We start from the raw sequence: 20,648 nt of genomic DNA, 5'->3' as shown, positions 1-20,648 counted from the left end.
CAAGAGCCGGATCAGAAGTCCATTCTCAGACCGACTACCAGATTACGACCCGTCAACGGCGCAGCACTCTTGATGAACGAGGTTGCAGCGTAGGCAAGACGATTGGTAAGGTTCTGGCCCTTGACATAGAACTGCCACTGGTTGCCGCCACTCTTCCAGAGGTAGCTTGCGCCCAGGTTCAGCATGCCGTAGCCCGGCGTCTGGGTTTCGTACTGGGCCGTGCGGTTCTGGCGCAGCACCTGCGTCCATTCAGCCATGGTGTCCCAGCCGGCCAGACGCACGTTCGCACGCAGACCCGCGCGCAATGCGGGAATGCGTGGCAGCGCAGAGCCGTCTTCCAGACGCGCACGCACGCCGTCGCCAAACACACTCAGGCTCAACTCACGACTCAGGCGCTGGCTCAGCTGGGCCTCCCAGCCCGTAAAGCGCGCATTGCCCTGGGTGTATTGCAGCAGTTGCAGCCCTTCGTGGGCATCCAGCGTGGCGCCGTAGATATAGCCCTTGATACGGTAGTGATAGGCGTTGAGCTTCCAGGTCGTATCACCGGTCGTCTTGGCCAGACCCAGGTCCAGCGCCTGCGAGCGCTCGCGCGACAGATTGGGATTGCCGATCTCGTAGGTTGCCGTGGCCATGTGCAGACCGTTCGCAAACAGCTCTTCGGCCGTGGGCATGCGACTGCCGCTGGTGAACGAGGCCGATGCGCTATAGCCGGGCTGGAACTTCCAGACCGTACCCAACGACGCCGAAGTGGCGCTGTGGCTGCGACGTTCGTTGCTCAGTTCGGCTTCCACGCGCTGACGGTCGTGGCGCAAGGCTCCCTGAAAACTCCAATCCTGCCAGCGGTATTCTTCCAGCAGATAGAGGCTGTGGCGCTGGGTATCCGTGGGCTGCACATAGGCCTCCTCGCCCGTGGCACTGAAGCGGCGCTTGAGGGTTTGCAGACCCAGCGTGCCACGCCAGCCGGCGATGGGCTCATGCTCCATCTCCAAACGCAGGTCATGGGCCTTGTTTCTGAACTGGGTGGCCACGCTGCCATCCTCGATCTCGTCGTGGCGGTAATTGGTCAGGCCGCCGCGCAGACGCAGCGCGGCAATACCCGCGGTGGGCTTGCGCCATTCGCCACGCAGATCCCAGCGCTCGCTGGTCAGGTCGACCACGGGCACGCTGCCGCTTTCCTCATGATCATGGTCGTGGTCATGCCCGTCATGGGAGCCGCAGTGCAGGTGATCACCATGTGCATGGCAGCCTTCGAAGCTGTGCTGATGGCCGGGCAAGCCGTATTTGGCCTGCTGCCGCGTGTAGGCCAGGCCCAGATAGCCCTGATTGCCTACCCAGGACAGACCCACGCTGCCCGTGTTGCCGCGGCTGAAGCTGCCTGGAACCTTGCTCTGGCCCCAGCCGCTGCCCACGCGATAGTCTCCCGCGTTGCGCGCCACGCCCTCGGCATGCAGCACCAGCTGGCCGTTATCGTTCTTCAGCGGTGTGGCTGTGGTCAGGGAGAACGCGCCTGCCGACATGCCTGCAGCTGTGCCGGCCTGCACCTCGGCCGAACCTTCCAGGCCCTTCTCGGGCGCCTGGGTCGGAATCTTGCCGTCCAGCACATTCACCACGCCACCCATGGCACCAGGGCTGTAAAGCAAGGCCGAAGGGCCGCGCAGCACTTCGATCTGCCTGGCCAGCAAAGGCTCGGTGGTCACCGCATGGTCGGGGCTGACGGTCGATGCGTCGAGCAACTCCGAGCCATCGCTGAGCACGGAGACCCGCGCACCATCCATGCCGCGAATCACGGGCCGGCTGGCTCCCGCGCCGAAATGGCTGGCATTGATGCCGGGCTCGGCGGCCAGGGTCTCGCCCAGGGTTGCAGCGCGGCGCAGGCGCAGTTCCTCTTCGCCGAGCACCTGGACGGGCGTGGCCATATCGCCGGCGGCCATGCCGGTCGCCGACACGGTCACCTCAGCCAGGCTGGACTCCTGCTTGGCCGCATCGGACTGCGCTAGGGCCAGGGATGAACAGGCCAGCAGGCCCAGGCCTGTGCCCAGGGCCAGTCCACGCCTTGCCGGCTGCAGCGCCTCGATGGCGCGAGCCAGAGCCGACTTGGGGGAGCGGCGCAAGGAATGGGCAGAAGAATTCGAAAAACGTTGAGACATCTCAGTTCCACAAACAACCGTGCGCACGCAGACGATCAAAGAAAGTACGCACGGATATTCAATAAAAACAGCCTAAATTGCTTATGTATAAAGCGCTTGCAGCTATCAATTCTGAAGTTTCTGGCCTAAGCGGCAAGCCATGCCGCAGTATGGCTCCTACCTAGACCAAGGAGCTGAGAGACAGAGGGGGTGCACGGGCAGCCAGCGGTGCTGCAATAAAGACGGCTCTGGGCGCGGGAGCAAAAGGCCGGGGAATGAAACTGTCAGGTGGCGGCGCACTGAAAGCGAGCACGGCCACAGGCCCAGCATAGCCGTGATTGGCCTGGTCCAGCAGCTGGCATTCTGCCGGTCCGTGACCGGCAAACAGCGCATGCACCCAGGACAGGTCCGAGGCGCAGTTGCTGCGGTCGGCCTGGCAATCTCCCGCCGCTTCGGCCGACGCTGCCGATAGCGCAGGTGCCGCATGGCTGTGCACCGCATAGATCTTGCCCCCGGGCCCGCCACCCAGGTGAACAGCACGGTGCATCTGGCCCAGCGTCGGCCCCAGCACCATGGCCAAGGCCAGCAGGCCCATCAGCCAGCGCATCACCCAGATTTCGCGCAGACACAGGCGACCGTCAGCAGGGGCTGAGCGGCTGGGTCGGCGCAGAAAGGAGTGAAGTGACACGTAATGGGGCTGGGTTGATCTCGGACGGTGCGAAAGCGGCCAAGGGTTGCAAAGTGTATCTGCACTCCGGGCCATGCGCTGAAAGCCAGGCTTAATCCTTGAGCCAGCGTGAGAACGCTTTCTGGAATTTTTCCACCTTGGGGCCCACCACAAAAGCGCAGTACCCCTGGCCGGGGTGCTGCAGGAAATAGTCCTGGTGGTAGTCTTCGGCGGGCCAGTAGTTGGTCAGGGGCTCGATCTGGGTGACCATGGGCGCATCAAATGCTTTTTCGCTCTGCATTTCCTGCAGCAATGCCTGTGCCTCGGCCGTTTGCTGCGCATCGGTGGTGAAGATCGCGCTACGGTACTGCGTGCCCACGTCGTTGCCCTGGCGGTTCAGCGTGGTCGGATCATGGGTGCCGAAGAAGATCAGCAACACATCACGCAGGCTGATGACCGCGGGGTCGAATTCGAGCTTCACGACCTCGGCATGGCCGGTCTGTCCGGTACAGATATCTTCGTAGCTGGGATGATCCAGGTGGCCATTGGCATAGCCGCTCTCCACATCGACAATGCCACGCACACGGTCGAAGACAGCCTCGGTACACCAGAAGCAACCTCCGCCCAGATAAATGGTTTCCGCTGCCATCACCGGCTCCTTGTTTTTAAGACGCGTCAAGCGTAGCTCAAATCAACTACCCATTTTCACCAATGACAGCGATTCCGGCCCCGCTATGCTGCAGGGCGCCCACTACACTGCTTGCTGCCTTGCAATACAAGCCGTTTACGGCGCACCTGCCATGTGGCGCATAGAACAGAAAAACCTGCCTCAGAGGGATACACACCATGAAGCGTTCCGGCCGCTGGGCCTTGAGTCTGGCCGTCATCGGCTTGCTGGTCGTCATAGGCTGGCGCGCAGTCGTCAATCTGCAGCATAAGAAGCAGGCCACGAACCATGCGGCGGTTCCGCAGGAGCTGCCCATACAACTGGCTGCCCAGGAGGTTCTGACGGTCCAGCCCCTCCAGCTTGCTTTGAGCGTTCCACTCAACGGTGTGGTTCAGGCTGTGAACTCGGCCGTGGTCAAGGCCTATGTCGCGGGTGAATTGCGCGGCCTGACAGTGCGCGAAGGCGATAGCGTTCGCAAGGGAGAGCAGCTGGCGCGCGTCGATGCGACGGAGGCCGAGGCACGCTGGCGCCAGGCCCAGCAGCAGGCCGACGCTTCCAGAGCCCAGCTGGCGATTGCCCAGCGCAACCAGGACAACAATGCGACCCTGGTGCAAAAAGGCTTTATCTCCACCACGGCGCTGCTGACCTCTCAGGCCAACCTGGATTCGGCCCGCGCCAATCTGGCCGCCGCCCAGGCTGCCGCCGATGCGGCCCGCAAGTCCGTCACCGACGCCGTCATCACCAGCCCCATGAACGGACAGATCGCCCAGCGCTTTGTCCAGAGCGGCGAGCGTGTCGGCGTGGAAGCGCGCATCGTCGAAGTTGTCGATCCAGCCAAGCTGGAAATCATGGCCCAGCTGGCGCCCGCTGATTCGGTACAGGTCCAGGTCGGCCAGATGGCCGAGCTGCAAGTGCCCGGTGCCCCCCAGGACATGACGGCCATCAGCGCCAAGGTGGTGCGCATCAATCCCAGCGCCCAGACCGGCTCGCGCACCGTGGCTGCGTATCTGGCGGTACAAGAAGACGAGGCCACCAAAAACAATAGCAGCCAACGCGCTCCCCAGTTGCGCCCTGGTCTGTTCTTGCAGGGAAGCATAACGACCGGCAAGGACAGCCAGCTGGCCGTGCCTCTGGGCGCCGTGCGCACCGACAAGCCCCTGCCCTATGTACAGGTACTGCAAGCTGGCAAGCCGGCCGTGACTGCAGCCGCACAGGAGCCGACCCAGGAGATGGCCGGCCGCACAGAGCTGCGCGTGGTCCACAAGACCGTGGAACTGGGACGCCAGTCCGCCAATGAGGGCGCAACCTGGGTGCAGATCCTCAAGGGCCTGAATACGGGAGACCGGATACTGGCCGGCAGCACCGGCGGTCTGCGCGAAGGCACGCTGGTCGAAGCGTCGAACCCAGCTGCGGCTGCTGCCCCCGCCGCCAAGGGGGCAGATGCAGATCGTCCCGGGAGCCCATAAATGTGGTTCACGCGCATCAGTCTGAAAAACCCGGTGCTTGCCACCATGCTCATGCTGGCCTTTGTAGTGCTGGGCGTTTTTTCCTACCAGCGGCTCAAGGTCGACCAGTTCCCGAATATCGAATTTCCCGTGGTGGTGGTCACGGTTGAGTATCCGGGAGCCTCGCCCGAAATCGTGGAGAGCGAGGTCACGAAGAAGATCGAAGAGGCCGTCAACTCGGTCGCCGGCATCAATGCCCTGACCTCGCGCAGCTACGAAGGCACCAGCGTCGTCATCATCGAGTTCCAGCTGCATATAGACGGGCGCCGCGCTGCCGACGATGTGCGCGAGAAAGTCGCCTCGGTGCGCCCCACTCTGCGTGACGAGGTCAAGGAGCCGCGTGTCATCCGTTTCGACCCGGCCAGCACGGCGGTCTGGTCGCTGGCCGTGCTGCCAGACCCCCATGCCCTGCATGGCGAGACCGCCCCCGATGGCCAGAACGTGACGCCGCCCGACGCGATTGCACTGACCAGTTGGGCCGACCAGGTGCTGAAAAAGCGGCTGGAAAACGTGCGCGGTGTGGGCGCCGTGAACATGGTGGGAGCCACCAAGCGTGAGATCAATGTCTATCTGGACCCACGGGCGCTCGAGGCCTACGCCATCACCCCCGAGCAGGTTGCCCAGGCGGTACGTGCCGAGAACCAGGATCTGCCCGTGGGGGCCATCCGCTCCAAGGCCCAGGAACGCGTGGTGCAGATCGATGCCCGCATTAAGCGCCCCGAGGAATTCGCCCGCATCATCGTGGCCTACCGCAACGGCGCTCCGATCCGCGTCGGCCAGTTGGCCCGCGTGCAGGACGATGCGCAGGAGCTGCAGACCCTGGCACTCTACAACGGCGACCGTACGCTACTGATGTCCGTGCAGAAGGCACAGGACGAGAACACCATCGAGGTGGTCGACGGCCTGAATGCAGCGATCAAGGCCATCGCCCCCGAGCTGCCGCCCGGCGTGCGCCTGCAGGCAATTGCCGACAACTCGCGCGCCATCCGCGTGGGCGTGGACAACGTGCGCCAGACACTGATCGAAGGTGCCTTGCTCACCGTGCTCATCGTGTTTCTGTTCCTGAACTCCTGGCGTTCCACGGTGATCACGGGGCTGACACTGCCCATCGCGCTGATCGGCACCTTCCTCTTCATGTACTGGTTCGGCTTTTCCATCAACATGGTCACGCTGATGGCGCTCTCGCTGTGCGTGGGCCTGCTGATCGATGATGCCATCGTGGTGCGAGAGAACATCGTGCGCCATGTGCAGATGGGCAAGAACGCCTACCAGGCAGCCATGGAAGGCACGCAGGAGATCGGGCTGGCCGTGCTCGCCACCACGCTTTCCATCGTCGCCGTATTTCTGCCCATAGGCTTTATGGGCGGCATCATCGGGCAGTTCTTCCATGAGTTCGGCATCACCATCGTGGCGGCCGTGCTGATCTCCATGTTCGTCAGCTTCACGCTGGACCCCATGCTTTCCAGCGTCTGGCATGACCCGGCGATCCACGCCCACGGTGAGCATGGCAGCAAAAGCCTGTACGACCGCACACTGGGGCGCGTGACAGCCTGGGTGGAGCGCATAAGCGATCGGCTCTCGAACGTCTACCAGGGCATACTGCGCTGGTCGCTGGCCCACAAGCTGCTTACCCTGGCGCTGGCGTTCATTATTTTCATAGCAAGCATCGCACTTGTACCATTGCTTGGCACCGAATTTGTGCCCAAGGCTGACTTCTCGGAAACCTCGATCAGCTTCAACACCCCCGAAGGCTCCTCGATCGAAGCCACCGAAGCCAAGGCCAGACAGGTGACGGACATATTGCGCGCCTTGCCAGAGGTGCGCTACACGCTGACCACCATCAACACCGGCAATGCCAACGGCAAGAACTACGCCAATATCTATGTGCGCCTGGTTGACCGTCATCAGCGCAGCCGCAATGTGGATGAGATTTCGGCCTATCTGCGCCCCAAGCTGCAGGCGATTGCAGGCATCAAGCTCACCCATGTGGGCCTGCGCGAGGCCGTGGGCGGGCAAAAGCAGGTCGAGTTCTCCCTCATGGGCCCGGATCTGGACGAGCTGGCCCGCCTGAGCCAGATCGTGCAGGAGCGAATCGACGATATACCGGGCCTGGTCGATCTGGACTCCAGCCTCAAGCCGAACAAGCCCATGGTCAATATCGAGGTCCATCGCGATGCCGCAGCCGATCTGGGCCTGTCGATAGGCAATATGGCCGGCGCGCTGCGCACCTGGGTGGCCGGCCAGACCGTGGGCAACTGGCGGGCCAGCGACGACCAGACCTATGACGTGAATGTACGGCTCGAGCCCGAGACGCGCACCACGCCGCGGGACCTGGAGCGCCTGCCGTTTGCACTGTCGGCCGGAGATGGCGGCATGCGCATCGTGCGCCTCAACCAGGTTGCCAGTGTGGTGGACAGCACCGGTCCCAGCCAGATCAACCGCCGCAATCTCAACCGCGAGGTCGCCATCAACGCCAATGTCTATCTGCGCAGCACGGGCGAGGTCACGGCCGATATCAAGCAGGCGCTAGCCACCATTCCCATGCCGCCCGGCTACAGCTACCAGTTCAGCGGCGCTGCCAAGAACATGGCCGAATCCTTTGGCTACGCGATTTCCGCGCTGATGCTGGCCATCATCTTCATCTACATGATTCTGGCCAGCCAGTTCAAGAGCTTTCTCCAGCCCCTGGCGCTCATGACCTCGCTGCCCCTGACGCTGATTGGCGTGGTGCTGGCCCTGATGATGTTCGGCTCGGCACTGTCCATGTTCTCCATCATCGGCGTGGTCATGCTCATGGGTCTGGTGACCAAGAATGCCATTTTGCTGGTGGACTTTGCCATCCGCGCCCGCGAACCTCGCACCGATGGGGCCAGCGGCCAGACCGAGCCGGGCCTGCCGCGCAACGAAGCGCTGCTGCTGGCGGCTCGCGTGCGCCTGCGCCCGATCCTGATGACCACGCTGGCCATGATCTTCGGCATGGTGCCGCTGGCCTTTGCGGTCACCGAGGGCTCCGAGCAGCGCGCGCCCATGGGCCAGGCCGTGATCGGCGGCGTCATCACTTCCTCGCTGCTGACCCTGGTCGTGGTGCCCGTGGTGTACTGCTATCTCGATGATTTTGCCAACTGGATACGCCGTAAATGGTCTGGCGCCCCCTCAAAAAGCGCCGAGCCGCCGCACGAAGCCTCCGAGGCTCGTAGAATCGATGGTTTGTCCTGATAAGTCTTTCCCCGGAGATACCATGGCCCTGCCAATGAATGCCCAAGTGGACCCGCGCGATGTGCACGCGCAGGCTCGTTTCAACATGATCGAACAGCAAATCCGTCCCTGGAACGTGCTGGACGAGTCCGTGCTGGAGCTGATGGGCAAGGTCCACCGTGAAGACTATGTGTCGCCCGAATACGCGAACATGGCCTATATGGACATTGAAGTCCCCCTGAAGGGCACTGCCGAAGAAGCTGCCGCCAAAGGCTGGCACATGCTTGCCCCCAAGATCGAAGCACGCATGCTGCAAGACGTGAAGATCAAGCCCACCGACCGCGTACTCGAAATCGGTACCGGCTCCGGCTATATGGCCGCCCTGCTGGCTGCCCAGGCCAAGGAAGTGGTGACGCTGGAGATCGACCCCGAGCTGGCCGAAATGGCCCGTGAGAATCTGCTCAGCGCCGGCGTCAAGAATGTCGAAGTCAAGCTGGCCAACGGTGCCACGGCTTCCCTGGCTCAGGGCACGTTTGATGTGATCGTGCTCAGCGGCTCGGTGGCCCAGGTCCCCGATGCCCTTTACGCCCAGCTCAACGAAGGCGGCCGCATTGCAGCCATCGTCGGTCATATGCCCGTGATGCGCTTCACGCTGGTGACCAAGAACGGCAACAACTTCGAAGTCCAGCAACCCTGGGATACCGCTGCCACGCGCCTCGTGGGTTTTGAAGAGCCTTCGCGCTTCTCCTTCTAAACGCTTGTTGCGTTCGCCCTGCTTCCTGCGCCCCGACCCCTCGGCGCATCCGGCAGGGCCTGTCTTTCAGTGTCAGGGCCGGCCCGCAAATTCGACGGCCGGCCACCAGGAGTTTTTATGTTGACCCAGGTCTTGCCCGCCCAGTTCCAGCAATGGCTGGCCTCTCATGCCGCGAATGGCATCAAGCCCGTGGTGTTGGATGTGCGCGAACCTTGGGAAGTCTCCGTGGCTAGCATCCAGCCCGGCGAAGGCTTCGAGCTGCGCTGCATTCCCATGCACGATATCCCCGGCCGCCTGCAAGAACTGAACCCCGACCACCCCGTCGCCTGTCTGTGCCACCATGGCGCGCGCAGCATGAGCGTGGCCGCTTTTCTGGTCAACAACGGCTTTGAGGACGTCAGCAACATCACCGGCGGTATTGACGCGTGGTCGCTCAGCGCCGACCCCAGCGTCCCCCGTTACTGAGACCGTCCTGCATCCCCGCCTCCTGCCTGTTGAGTTCCCCGTTGTGATCGAGACCGCCCAAACCTGACATCTATGACCAAGCTGCCCAGGCCTCTGCAAGCCCCCTCCGCCCACGCTCTGCGTGCCATTTCCTTGGGAGTTTTGCTGGCATGGGCCGGCGCTCAGACACAGGCGCAGACCTTGTCAGAGCTGGTGGCCCAGGCCCGCGGCTATGACGCTTCATGGCAGGCACAGCAAGCCGATGCGAGAGCGGCTGCCAGCCGTGCCGATCAGGCCCTGTCCGGGCTGCTGCCCAACGTGGGGTTGTCAGCGGGGGCCAACCGCACCCATGTGGACATCCATACCTCCGTGCCCATACCCGGCATGGCCAGCAGCTTCAACAACACACAGCAGAACGTGCAGCTCAGCGCCCAGCAGCCGCTGTACCGTCCTGCCAACAAGATTGCCTATGAGCAGGGACAACGCGGCGTGGATGTGGCCCAGGCTCAGCTGGATGCGGCTGCACAGAACCTGATCGTGCGTGTGTCCCAGGCTTATTTCGATGTGCTGGCGGCCCAGGACAGCGTGCAGGTGGCCCAGTCGCAAAAACAGGCCATCAGCACCCAGCTCGAGATGGCCAAGCGCAATTTCGAAGTTGGCACAGCCACCATCACCGATTCACGCGAAGCCCAGTCCCGCTTCGATCTGGTCACTGCCCAGGAGATCGCTGCGCAAAATGACCTGCAGGTCAAGCGCGTGGCCCTGGATCAGCTCGTGGGCCGCGTCGGCATTCAGCCCACGCCGCTGGCTGCGCCGCTGACCCTGCCCAGGGTGGAGCCCGACAATATGCAAGACTGGGTGGACAAAGCACTGGCTGCCCAACCCCAGTTGCGTCAGGCCCAGCTGGCCCTGGACATCGCCAGGCTGGACACGCAGAAGGCCGAGGCCGGCCACAAGCCCACCGTGGACCTGCAGGCCGGTTATGTGGTCAACCGTTATCCCAACGGCTCCATGACTCCCTCCATTCCCCTGAGCTATCGCACCAACGCAGCCCAGATCGGCGTGGTCATGAACATGCCGCTGTTTGCGGGCTTTGCGGTGCAAAACCGCATCCGTGAAACCGTGGCGCTGGAGGAAAAAGCCCGCGCCCAGCTCGACGATGCCCGCCGCAGCGTGGAGCAGGCGACGCGTACTGCCTTCCTCGGCGTGCAGTCCGGCCAGGCTCAGGTCAAGGCGCTGGAAGCAGCTCTCGCCTCCAGCCAGAGTGCGCTGGAAGCCAACAAGATGGGTTATGAGGTTGGCGTGCGTATCAATATCGATGTGCTCAATGCCCAAAGTCAGGTCTACCAGACCGAGCGCGACCTGGCCAATGCGCGCTATCAGGTGTTGCTTGGTCAGCTCAAGTTGCGCCAGGCTGCGGGTGTGCTCAGCGACGATGATCTGCGCATGATCGACGCACTGACACGCACGCCCAGTATTGCCCCGGCTGCCGCAGCCAGGCCAGCGGTCACTGTCACAAGCGGCATGGCTGCGGCAAAGCCTGCAGCCAGATCGCTCAAGCGTTAAGACCGGTCGAGAAGCAGGCTTTCAGGGTTTAACGTCATATCGACCTCAAACCCTTACCCATAGCGCGCTATACGCTCCTGATCAAGGAGCATTCATCAACGTTTGAATCGCCTCGGCCGTGGCCGCGGCCGCACCGCGATTGCCCTGCACCATATGGCGGCAGCTTTGTACGGCAGCCTGCAGACGATCCGGCTTGGTCACCAGGTCCAGGGCTTGGCACAGGCCCACTCCCATATTCTCCACTCCCAGGGCTGCGCCAACCTGCAGCGCCTGCTCGGAAGCCTGGCTGAAATTGAAGGTATGCGGCCCGAGAATCACGGGGCAATCGCAGGCCAGCGCCTCGATCAGGTTCTGCCCACCCAGCGGCGCAAAACTCCCGCCCATCAGGGCTGCCGCAGCCAGCCCGTAATACAGGGGCATCTCGCCCAGCGAATCGCCAAGCCAGATCGCGCCGGACTGCAGGGGAGGCATCTGCTTCCACTGGCTGCGCCGAGAAACAACAAAGCCCGCCTTGCCCAGCAAGCTCGCCACCTCGACAAAGCGCTGAGGGTGACGCGGAACGACCAGCCATTGCACCGCCGCTGCAGCATCGCCAAGGACCTTGAGCGCATCGATGAACATTGCTTCCTCGCCCTCGCGGCTGCTAGCAAACAGCAGCACGGGGCGCGCAAACGCTGCGCGCCATTGGCCTGCCCGGGCAATCTGAGCGGTATCGGGCTGCACATCGAATTTGAGATTGCCCAGCACCGCATCCACGCTGGCGCCTACATTGCGCAGACGCCTGGCATCGGCATCGGTCTGCGCCCAGACGGCAGCCAGCGCGGCGTATGCGGGGCGAGACAGGGGCCTGACTCTCAAGGCACCGGCTTCGGATTTCTCATTGAGACGTGCATTGGCCAGGGCCAGAGGAATACCGGCATTGGCACAGGCCGCAATCAGATTGGGCCAGATCTCGGTTTCCATCAGCACGCCCACGGCAGGCTGGAACTGCGCGATAAAACGCCTGGTGGCGCCCAGGGTGTCCCAGGGCAGCCAGACTTGCACATCGCCCGGGTGCAACAGCTTTGCGCCCTCCTCTCGGCCGGTCGCTGTGCTGTGCGTCAGCAGCAGACGCATGGCCGGCATGCGCTCGCGCAAGGCCTTGATCAGAATGGCGGCAGCCCTTGTCTCGCCCAGCGACACCGAATGAATCCACACCCAACGGCCGCGTCCGTCGCTCCCCAGATCTGCTGGCTGGTAATGGCCGAAGCGTTCAGGCACGGCCACGCCGTAGCCCGGTTCAGCCTGAGCTCTGCGACGCAGCTTGCGCCGCAGCAGCGGCTGCACCGCCCAGGCCAGCGCACTGAACAGCGCACGGGCAAAGCCCATGGGAGCCGGTTTGGCCATGCTTGAGCGCCGCTTCGGTCAGTGCGCGGAAGCGCCTATCTGAGCGTCAGGCTTGACGCGCTTGAGCAAGGCCAGCATCTGCGCTTCTATGCGCTGCAAGGCTTGCTGTGTATGGCCTTCAAAGCGCAGCACCAGCACAGGCGTGGTGTTGCTGGCGCGGATCAGGCCGAAGCCGTCGGCCCAGTCCACGCGCAGGCCGTCAATGGTGCTGACCCGTGCCGGTTCAGCAAACTCCGTGGCAGCGAGCGACTGCAGCTCGGCCGCCAGACGATGGGGCTCGCCTTCGGCGCAGGCCACATTGAGCTCGGGCGTGGAGAAGCTGGTGGGCAGTGCGTTGAGCAGTGCGCTGGGGTCGGTTTCGCGACTGACGATTTCGAGCAGACGGCAGCCCGCATAAGTGCCATCGTCAAAGCCATACCAGCGCTCCTTGAAGAAGATATGGCCGCTCATCTCGCCACCCAGCGGCGCGTCCAGCTCCTTCATGCGAGCCTTGACCAGCGAATGGCCGGTCTTGTACATCACGGCCTTGCCAGCGGCCGCTTCGATCTCGGGTGCCAGACGCTGGGTGCACTTGACGTCGAACACGATGGAGCCGCCAGGCACGCGCGACAGCACATCCTTGGCGAACAGCATCATCTGACGGTCTGGGAAGATGTTCTGGCCGTCTTTGGTCACAATGCCCAGGCGGTCGCCGTCACCGTCAAAGGCCAGACCCAGCTCGGCATCGCTGGTCTGCAGGGCCTGGATCACATCGCGCAGGTTCTCGGGCTTGCTGGGATCGGGATGGTGATTGGGGAAGTTGCCGTCGACTTCAGAGAACAGCTCGATCACCTCGCAGCCCAGCTGACGGAAGATGGCGGGAGCCGATGCACCGGCCACGCCGTTGCCGCAGTCCACCACAATCTTCATGGGGCGCGCGAGCTTCACGTCGCCCACGATGCGGGCGGTGTATTCGGCCAGCACATCGGCCCGGCTGATCTGCCCGGCACTGGTAATCGTCCAGTCCTCGGTTTCCATGCGCACGCGCAGGGCCTGGATTTCCTCGCCATAAATGGCGCGGCCTGCCAGCACCATCTTGAAGCCGTTGTAATCCTTGGGGTTGTGACTGCCCGTCACCTGAATGCCACTGGTGCACAAGGTGGCGGCGGCAAAGTAAAGCATGGGTGTGGTGGCCAGACCGATGTCGATCACATTCACGCCCACCTCGGTCAGGCCCTGCATCAATGCGGCCGACAACGCGGGACCCGACAGACGGCCATCACGCCCCACCGCCACGGTTTTTTCACCAGCAACCAGCGCTGCCATGCCGAATGCGCGGCCGATGCCACGGGCGACGTCTTCCGTCAGTGTCGACGGCACGATGCCGCGAATGTCATAGGCCTTGAAGATGGAGGATGCAACTTGCACGACAGCTCTTTCTCGAAGTTTTTCAATTCCATGGCGCCAGGCAGCGGGCTGCGCAGCGTGATCGGGCGATTTTAGGCTGCAAACAGCAAGGCCTGCGCCTTGATGGTCGCAGGCCTTGAACTCTGGATTCGCCGAAATCCCGGCGCGCCGTCCCGTTGGCGCTAGCCAAGGTAGTGAAGAGCTCCGCAACAACCGTTGCGGAAGTTACAGCCGCTGTTGAACCTGGGCCAGGGCCGCCGGATCTTCCATGGTGCTCAGGTCGCCGGGATCACGACCTTCGGCCACGGCCTGCAGGGCCCGGCGCAGCAGCTTGCCGCTACGCGTCTTGGGCAGAGCCGTGACGAAGATCACGCGCGACGGACGCGCAACCGCCCCCAGACGCGCATCGACCAGCTTCATCACATCGGCTTCCAGGGCCTTGCTGGAGGCTTCATCCGCCACCAAGGCGGCATCGCGCACCACGGCAAAGGCCAGCGCAGCCTGCCCCTTGAGATTGTCGGCAACGCCGACCACGGCCACTTCGGCAATCTGGGCATGGGCAGAGATGCTCTCCTCGATCTCGCGCGTGCCCAGACGATGACCCGCCACATTGATCACATCGTCTGTACGGCCGAGGATGAAGTAATAGCCGTCCTCGTCACGGATTCCCCAGTCAAAGGTGCTGTAGATCAGGCGAGCCGGAATGCTCTTCCAGTAGGTGTTGACAAAGCGGTTATCGTCGCGCCAGACCGTCTGCATGCAACCGGGCGGTAGCGGACCTTCAATCGCCAGCACGCCCTTCTGGTTCGCCTGGGTCAACTCCTCGCCGCTGGCGTCATCGATCAGCTTGACGTTGTAGCCATAGACAGCCCGACCTGGACTGCCAAAGCGCGTAGCCTGCTTTTCCACACCGTTGCACAGCGTCATGATGGGCCAGCCGGTCTCGGTTTGCCAGTAGTTGTCGATGATGGGCTTGTTGATGGCCTGGCTGATCCAGGCCGCCGTGGGCTCATCAAGCGGCTCTCCGGCCAGCCACAGGGCCTTGAGGCTGGAGATGTCGTAACGCTTGAGGTAATCCGCATCATGCTTTTTGAGCACGCGAATCGCCGTAGGGGCCGAGAACATATGCGTGACCTTGTATTTCTCGACAATGCCCCACCAGATGCCGGCATCGGGGTTGACCGGCAGGCCCTCGTACATCACCGTGGCCATGCCCGCAATCAGCGGCGCATAGATGATGTAGCTATGGCCCACGACCCAGCCGATATCGCTGGTGCAGAAGAAGGTCTGCCCGGCCTGGGCATCGAAGATATGCGGCATGCTGGCCGCCAGCGCCACGGTATAGCCGCCCGTATCGCGCTGCACCCCCTTGGGTTTGCCCGTGGTGCCGCTGGTGTAGAGGGTGTAGCTGGGATGGGTTGACTCCACCCAGACGCAATCCACCTGAGCATCCAGGTTCAGGGCGCGCAATGCCGACCAGTCATGATCGCGGCCGGCCTTCATGGGCATTTCAGCCAGTCCGCGGTTGACCATCAGCACGGCAGCAGGCTGGTGGATGGACTGCCTGAGCGCCTCATCCAGCAAAGGCTTGTACGCCACAACGCGGCCGCCGCGCGAGCCCGCATCGGCGCTGATGATGACCTTTGGCTCGGCATCATCGATGCGCGACGCCAGCGCGCCCGAAGCAAAGCCGCCAAACACCACGGAGTGAATGGCGCCCAGGCGCACGCAGGCCAGCATGGCAAAACAAGCCTCCGCAACCATGGGCATGTAGATCTGCACGCGGTCGCCTTTTTGTACGCCCAGCGACTGCAGCACGGCTGCCATGCGGTTGACTTCCGCATGCAGCTCGCGGTAGCTGTAGACCTTCTCGGTCTGGGTTTCGGTGGAAATGGCGATCAACGCATTCTGATCGCCGCGCACCGCCAGATGACGATCGACGGCGTTATGGCAGAGATTGGTGGCGCCACCCACAAACCATTTGGCAAATGGCGGCTTGCTGTAGTCACAGATCTGCTGGGGCTTCTGCTGCCAATCGATAAGGCCGGCCTGCTCCGCCCAGAAACCGTCGCGGTCATCAATGGAACGCTGATAAAAATCGTCGAAACGCGTGGTCATGAATATGTCTCCTTGACTCTCCGTCTTTTGCAGAGAGCTTTCTGAATTCATAATTATTCATAACGCGCTTGCCAAAAACTGACAGCGCTTGACTACTGCACCTATGCAGTACAGGGTTGCTGGCTCAAGTCATGAAGGCTATCGCTAAGCCAGGCGCGGCTCGTGAGACCTGTACATCACTGAATAGAGATCTGGCGCGCCAATGCATTGCCCAAAGAAAAAGCGCCCGAGGGCGCTTTTTTCCGTTGGCTGACTGCAGGCGATTACTTGACCAGGGCCAGCATCTCCTTGAAGGCGGGGTCTTCGCAGGTACGCAGCCACTCGAACATCACCATCTCGGTGGTCACCAGCTCGGCGCCGGCACCCGCCAGACGGTCAAACGCCGCATCCCGGTTACGCTCGGTGCGCGAGCTGCAGGCATCCGTCACCACCCACACATCGAACTCGTCTTCCAGCAACTCCAGCGCCGTCTGCAACAGGCACACATGGGTTTCGCAACCCGCGATCACCACCATATTGCGCTCGGGTGCCTGCTGCTGGGGCTTTTGCAAATGCTTGGGCAGGCTGCGCGCATTGCCGCCCTGCGGCTTGGCGGGAGGACGCAGCCATTCGCCCAGACCCTCAGGCACGGCGCTGAAATACATTTTCTCCAGCGTCCTCTGGCACAGCGCCTTCAGCTCCGCATTGTTGGCGCCAAGACGCGAAGGGTTCTGCTCCGTTCCCCAGACAGGCACCTCCAGCAACTGTGCCATCTTGGCCAGCTTGACGGCATTGGCCAGCGCTTGCGCGCCTTCATGGATGACAGGCATCAGCTTGTCCTGGTAGTCCACCAGAACCAGTTGCGACTCGGAAGCTTCTAACAACATGGCAAATCTTTCTTAAAACTGTGTCAAGCCTGACGCAAAAAAGCGCAGCGCTTGCGCAAGACCGTCGTGCGATGGGCTGAGGAAGCGCGCCGCATCGGCTGCAATCGATGGCGCTATTGTCGCTGCAAGCGCATTCCGGGGCAGAGAGTCCGTCAATGCAACGCCTTTTTTGTGTCAATACCATGAATTAGTGCATTCCCGACCGGCATTCACCAGAATGGGGAAATTACGTACTGTCATACGCTGCAAATTTGAGAGCAGCTCACGCAATAAGCTTATGCCCGCAGCTCACTTGCTGTGCTGCATCAAAAACCAAGAGAAAAAATTGGAAATAGAGTCCCCATCCTACAAATGAACGTGTTACCCTCACGCCCCATGTCCCGATGGCTTATTGCACTTCTATTTGTCGGCGTTACCTCAGCGCACGCGGCGCCTAGCGAGCAGCGTGACGACGACATGGCCCAGTTGCTGGTCAACCGCGGCCTCATCACCCAGTTGCGTGAAGCTCGCCACTCCGTGGCCGAGAAGACGACTGACTTCGTGCGTGAAGCACGTCAGAACGTGGCCGAGAAAACCTCCGATCTGGTGGTGACAGCCATGGGCTTCCTTGGCGTTCCCTATCGTCTGGGTGGCACCAATGCCGAAACCGGCTTTGATTGCAGCGGTTTCGTGCGTGCTATCTACTCCCAGACCATGGGCAAGGTTCTGCCTCGCGTCTCTGCCGAACAGGCCAACGCCACTCAGCAGATCGACCGCAGCGACCTCAAGCCTGGTGATCTGGTGTTCTTCAACACCATGCGCCGCACTTTCAGCCATGTGGGCATCTACGTAGGTGACGGCAAATTCATCCACGCGCCACGCACGGGTGCCAGCGTACGCGTGGAAAGCATGCAAACCTCCTACTGGGCGCGTCGCTTTGATGGCGCCCGCCGTGTCGAAGGTGCTGATGCCTCGGCCACCACAGCTGCTGCCTACAGCGCCCTGGGCCCGCTGCAGCCCTGACTTTCCATCAGCGCTCGCCAAAAAACGCCTGCCTTGTGCAGGCGTTTTTGCTTCCAGCCCTGGCCCCGTCCTCCTCTGCCTTCATGAAAGCAACCCGCTCGCGCCGACATTCAGAATCGTCCGACAGAGCCGAGCTTGGGGCCCGCGTAGAGTGACTTTCGTCAAAGCACCAACAGGGAACAGAATATGTCCATCATCGGAACCATCATCGTCGGTCTTATCGTCGGCTTGATTGCACGGGCCATCAAGCCTGGCAACGACAGCATGGGCTGGATCATGACGATTCTTCTCGGTATCGTGGGCTCGTTTGTAGCCACCTATCTGGGCTCGGCCATGGGCTGGTACCAGCCCGGGCAAACCGCAGGCTGGATTGCCTCGGTGGTTGGAGCAGTGATTCTTTTGTTTATTTATGGCATGGTGCGCGATAAGGCCAACTGAATCTGAATTCCGAACAAAAGGGGCCCCTGGGCCCCTTTTTCTATTTCCTGCATCTACTTACCGCATATGTGGAAAAAAGACCCGAGTTTGAGAAATCTCAGCGCGACCAGAGCAGAGCGCAAAGACATTGCACAGGCCGCAGCACGGGCCCGCAAGTTGCTCAGAAAACGCGCACTTATCAGTGCTGCTGCCAGCACCATTCCCATACCGGGGCTGGACTGGGCCGCCGATGCCGCCCTTCTCGCGCAGCTCTATCCGCGCATCAACCAGGAATTCGGGTTGACACCCGAGCAGCTCGACCAGCTCACGCCAGGCAAGCGCGAGCAAGTCCAGAAAGCCGTCGCCATGGTCGGCTCCGTGCTGATCGGCAAGTTCATCACCCGCGATATGGTGCTGCGCCTTGGCAAAGCCATGGGACTGCGCATGAGCACCAGGCAGGCTGCCAAATATGTACCGCTGCTGGGCCAGCTCGCAGCGGCCTCGATAGGCTACGCCACATTGCGCTATCTGGGAGAGCGCCATATTCAGGACTGCATGCGCGTGGTCGAAGAGGCCGAGATGGACATTCCCGGTCGCTGGCTGGACACTCGCAACCTGCTGCAACGCAATAGCGATCTGGTACGCAGTTGGCAGCAGCAAGATCGCGGCCCCTGGCAACGCGGCCCTCATGACTGAGCCCGCCACTTCCTCACCGACAATCCAGCTATGAACGACAGCAGCACCCAAGCCCAGCGTTACTGGCTCATGAAGAACGAGCCTGACGAGTACTCCATCGACCACGCATTGGCAGCCCCCGAACAGACCATTGCCTGGAACGGCGTGCGCAACTATCAGGCCCGCAATTTCATGCGGGACGATATGCAGGTCGGCGACGGCGTTCTGTACTGGCACTCCAGTTGCGCCGAACCCGGCATCTACGGCCTGGCCCGCATTGCCGGCAATCTGCGCGTGGACCCCTCACAGTTTGACCCCGAGGATCCCTACTACGACCCCAAGTCCCCGGTCGACAAGCCGCGCTGGCTGACGCTGGACGTGCAGGCACTGAAGAAAACCCGGCCGCTGCTGATCGCCGAGCTGCGCGGACAAGCTCCACTGGAGCAGATGCGTGTGCTGCAAAAAGGCAATCGCCTCTCCATCACCCCGGTGACCGAAGCCGAATGGCATTGCATTCAGGCTCTGTTGCAAGAGCATTGAGGCAGCTCCTTTTTGACGGCTTGATTCACAAACGCTTCTTCGGCCAATCAGCAGCAGGCATCGTCACCAGCGGCTTTCGCAAGTCCCCACCCCACCACAAAGACTCGGCGGACTGAGCCACAACGCCGCTGCATTTTCGGATGACGTGGCGTATTTCCCACAAGGCAATCTCGCTGCGCCCTCTAACATCCTTGAATCACAGTCCGATCAGAGGCTATGCCAAGGAGTTTGAGATTGCGCTGGAGCACCCCCTTCATGCTGGCCTGGCGCCGAGCCAAAACCACTTTGCCTTCAAGAGCCAGACTGGCCTTACGTGATGCACTTGCCGCGGCGCTGGCCAGCATGCTGGCCTGGGTCATCGCCCAGCAGCTCTGGGGCCACCCCAAGCCCGCGTTTGCCGTGGTCACCGCGGTGATCTGCCTCGCCCCTGGGCTGCCCAGCCATCTGAAACAGGCACGCAGTCTGCTCATAGGCTGCACGCTGGGCATCGTGATCGGCGATCTGCTGTGGCAGTTGCCCGAACAGCACCTGTTGCTGCGCATGAGTCTGGGCGCATTCCTCTCCATCCTGCTGGGTGCCATCATCGGCCCCGCGCCCGTGGTGCCGATTCAAGCCGGAGTCTCGGTGATTCTGGTGCTGGTGCTCGGCCCCAGCATGGCGGGCGGAGCCCGTCTGCTGGACGTCACGGTCGGTGCTGTGGTCGGGCTTATCTTCAGCCAAGTGCTGCTGACCTCCAATCCCATCAAGGATATGGGTCGGGCCGCCTCGATCTTTCTCAAGCAACTGGCCAATGGACTGGATCTGATTCTCAAGGCCTGCCAGCAGCAGAAAGCCGATGCGGCAGAAACCGCCCTCGGCCAGCTATCGCTGGCCCATGAATCGCTGGCCGCCCTGCGCGCCGCCGTAGGTCAGGCCCACTCCTCGCGACGCTGGTCATTGCGCGGACGGCTCAATTCCGAGCGACTGGCTTTTGTCACCCGCCGCTATGACCGCCATGCGGTGCGTGTTTACGCAACAGCCTTGCTGCTGGCCGAGAGTCTGAACCGAGCCACTGCACACACCGGCATGGCTCCTCCCACGGCAATATCCGACTACTGCCGCCGGCTGACGCATGCCTGCCTTGATCTGGCCAACCAGCCCACCGTGGTTGCCCTCAAGCCCGACGACCCTCTGGCGACCATGGATGACTGCCCTGCACCACCGGCACCGGAGCCTGTGCTGCAGCCCGAATGGCTGCTGGTGCATGAAAATGCCCGCCAGCTGGAGCGCGCTTTACGAGCCTTGATAGGCTCACGTGACGCATGAGAATTACATCAAAATACGCCAAATCGCTT

17 protein-coding genes are annotated in these 20,648 nt (G+C 62.2%); 10 read left to right on the top strand and 7 right to left on the bottom strand.

Features of this window, described 5'->3' with window-relative positions; translation table 11 throughout:
* Positions 1 to 11 precede the first annotated feature (11 nt).
* From F3J24_RS01145 to msrA, 3 genes are all read right to left on the bottom strand, one after another.
* Positions 12 to 2,147 (bottom strand): TonB-dependent receptor domain-containing protein, encoded by a 2,136-nt coding sequence (locus F3J24_RS01145; protein ID WP_167002013.1) that lies wholly within the window; start codon positions 2,145 to 2,147, stop codon positions 12 to 14.
* A 160-nt stretch (positions 2,148 to 2,307) separates the two neighbouring features.
* Positions 2,308 to 2,814 (bottom strand): hypothetical protein, encoded by a 507-nt coding sequence (locus F3J24_RS01140; RefSeq protein WP_370527697.1) that lies wholly within the window; start codon positions 2,812 to 2,814, stop codon positions 2,308 to 2,310.
* 91 nt (positions 2,815 to 2,905) lie between these two features.
* The gene (gene msrA, locus F3J24_RS01135; RefSeq protein ID WP_167002011.1) at positions 2,906 to 3,442 is read right to left on the bottom strand and encodes a peptide-methionine (S)-S-oxide reductase MsrA; all 537 of its coding nucleotides are present in this window, start codon (positions 3,440 to 3,442) and stop codon (positions 2,906 to 2,908) included.
* Between the two features lie 197 nt (positions 3,443 to 3,639).
* Here msrA and F3J24_RS01130 point away from each other — a divergent pair, with 197 nt between their 5' ends.
* The 5 genes from F3J24_RS01130 to F3J24_RS01110 all read left to right on the top strand — a co-directional run bounded on the left by F3J24_RS01130 (position 3,640) and on the right by F3J24_RS01110 (position 10,924).
* Positions 3,640 to 4,926 carry an efflux RND transporter periplasmic adaptor subunit gene (locus F3J24_RS01130; protein ID WP_167002009.1) on the top strand — a complete coding sequence of 429 codons (1,287 nt, stop codon included), beginning with the start codon at positions 3,640 to 3,642 and terminating at the stop codon, positions 4,924 to 4,926.
* A complete protein-coding gene (locus F3J24_RS01125; RefSeq protein ID WP_167002007.1) occupies positions 4,927 to 8,181 on the top strand; it encodes an efflux RND transporter permease subunit in 3,255 nt (1,084 codons plus the stop codon). It begins immediately after the preceding gene.
* Between the two features lie 22 nt (positions 8,182 to 8,203).
* Entirely contained in the window at positions 8,204 to 8,914 is a 711-nt protein-coding gene (locus tag F3J24_RS01120) for a protein-L-isoaspartate O-methyltransferase (RefSeq protein ID WP_167002005.1), read from the top strand.
* A 117-nt stretch (positions 8,915 to 9,031) separates the two neighbouring features.
* Entirely contained in the window at positions 9,032 to 9,379 is a 348-nt protein-coding gene (locus tag F3J24_RS01115; RefSeq protein ID WP_167002003.1) for a rhodanese-like domain-containing protein, read from the top strand.
* Positions 9,380 to 9,451: 72 nt separating this feature from the next.
* Positions 9,452 to 10,924, top strand: coding sequence for a TolC family outer membrane protein (locus F3J24_RS01110; protein ID WP_167002001.1), 1,473 nt, complete (start codon positions 9,452 to 9,454; stop codon positions 10,922 to 10,924).
* 81 nt (positions 10,925 to 11,005) lie between these two features.
* Here F3J24_RS01110 and F3J24_RS01105 read toward each other — a convergent pair whose 3' ends face one another.
* The 4 genes from F3J24_RS01105 to F3J24_RS01090 form a co-directional block, all read right to left on the bottom strand.
* The gene (locus F3J24_RS01105; protein WP_167001998.1) at positions 11,006 to 12,310 is read right to left on the bottom strand and encodes a 3-deoxy-D-manno-octulosonic acid transferase; all 1,305 of its coding nucleotides are present in this window, start codon (positions 12,308 to 12,310) and stop codon (positions 11,006 to 11,008) included.
* An 18-nt stretch (positions 12,311 to 12,328) separates the two neighbouring features.
* Entirely contained in the window at positions 12,329 to 13,717 is a 1,389-nt protein-coding gene (locus tag F3J24_RS01100) for a phosphomannomutase/phosphoglucomutase (RefSeq protein WP_167001996.1), read from the bottom strand.
* Between the two features lie 204 nt (positions 13,718 to 13,921).
* On the bottom strand, positions 13,922 to 15,814 hold the full coding sequence (locus F3J24_RS01095; protein WP_167001994.1) for a propionate--CoA ligase: 1,893 nt from the start codon (positions 15,812 to 15,814) through the stop codon (positions 13,922 to 13,924).
* A gap of 263 nt (positions 15,815 to 16,077) precedes the next feature.
* Positions 16,078 to 16,680, bottom strand: a complete 603-nt coding sequence (locus F3J24_RS01090; RefSeq protein ID WP_167001992.1) for an isochorismatase family protein — start codon at positions 16,678 to 16,680, stop codon at positions 16,078 to 16,080.
* Between the two features lie 375 nt (positions 16,681 to 17,055).
* Between F3J24_RS01090 and F3J24_RS01085 the strand changes: the two genes are divergently transcribed.
* The 5 genes from F3J24_RS01085 (at position 17,056) to F3J24_RS01065 (ending at position 20,619) form a co-directional block, all read left to right on the top strand.
* Positions 17,056 to 17,682, top strand: a complete 627-nt coding sequence (locus tag F3J24_RS01085) for a C40 family peptidase (RefSeq protein WP_034349623.1) — start codon at positions 17,056 to 17,058, stop codon at positions 17,680 to 17,682.
* Between the two features lie 186 nt (positions 17,683 to 17,868).
* Positions 17,869 to 18,120: a GlsB/YeaQ/YmgE family stress response membrane protein gene (locus F3J24_RS01080; RefSeq protein WP_043003124.1), complete on the top strand. Its 252-nt coding sequence runs from the start codon at positions 17,869 to 17,871 to the stop codon at positions 18,118 to 18,120.
* Positions 18,121 to 18,207: 87 nt separating this feature from the next.
* The gene (locus F3J24_RS01075) at positions 18,208 to 18,795 is read left to right on the top strand and encodes a hypothetical protein (RefSeq protein WP_370527696.1); all 588 of its coding nucleotides are present in this window, start codon (positions 18,208 to 18,210) and stop codon (positions 18,793 to 18,795) included.
* Between the two features lie 30 nt (positions 18,796 to 18,825).
* Positions 18,826 to 19,314 (top strand): EVE domain-containing protein, encoded by a 489-nt coding sequence (locus tag F3J24_RS01070; protein WP_167001988.1) that lies wholly within the window; start codon positions 18,826 to 18,828, stop codon positions 19,312 to 19,314.
* A 234-nt stretch (positions 19,315 to 19,548) separates the two neighbouring features.
* Positions 19,549 to 20,619, top strand: coding sequence for an aromatic acid exporter family protein (locus F3J24_RS01065; RefSeq protein WP_240154196.1), 1,071 nt, complete (start codon positions 19,549 to 19,551; stop codon positions 20,617 to 20,619).
* Positions 20,620 to 20,648 lie beyond the last annotated feature (29 nt).

It is taken from the genome of Comamonas sp. Tr-654, from assembly GCF_011752915.1.
Classification (GTDB): Bacteria; Pseudomonadota; Gammaproteobacteria; order Burkholderiales; family Burkholderiaceae_C; genus Comamonas.
The sequence above is the reverse complement of the archived record's forward strand: the minus strand, read 5'-3'. Positions and strand labels throughout refer to the sequence as shown.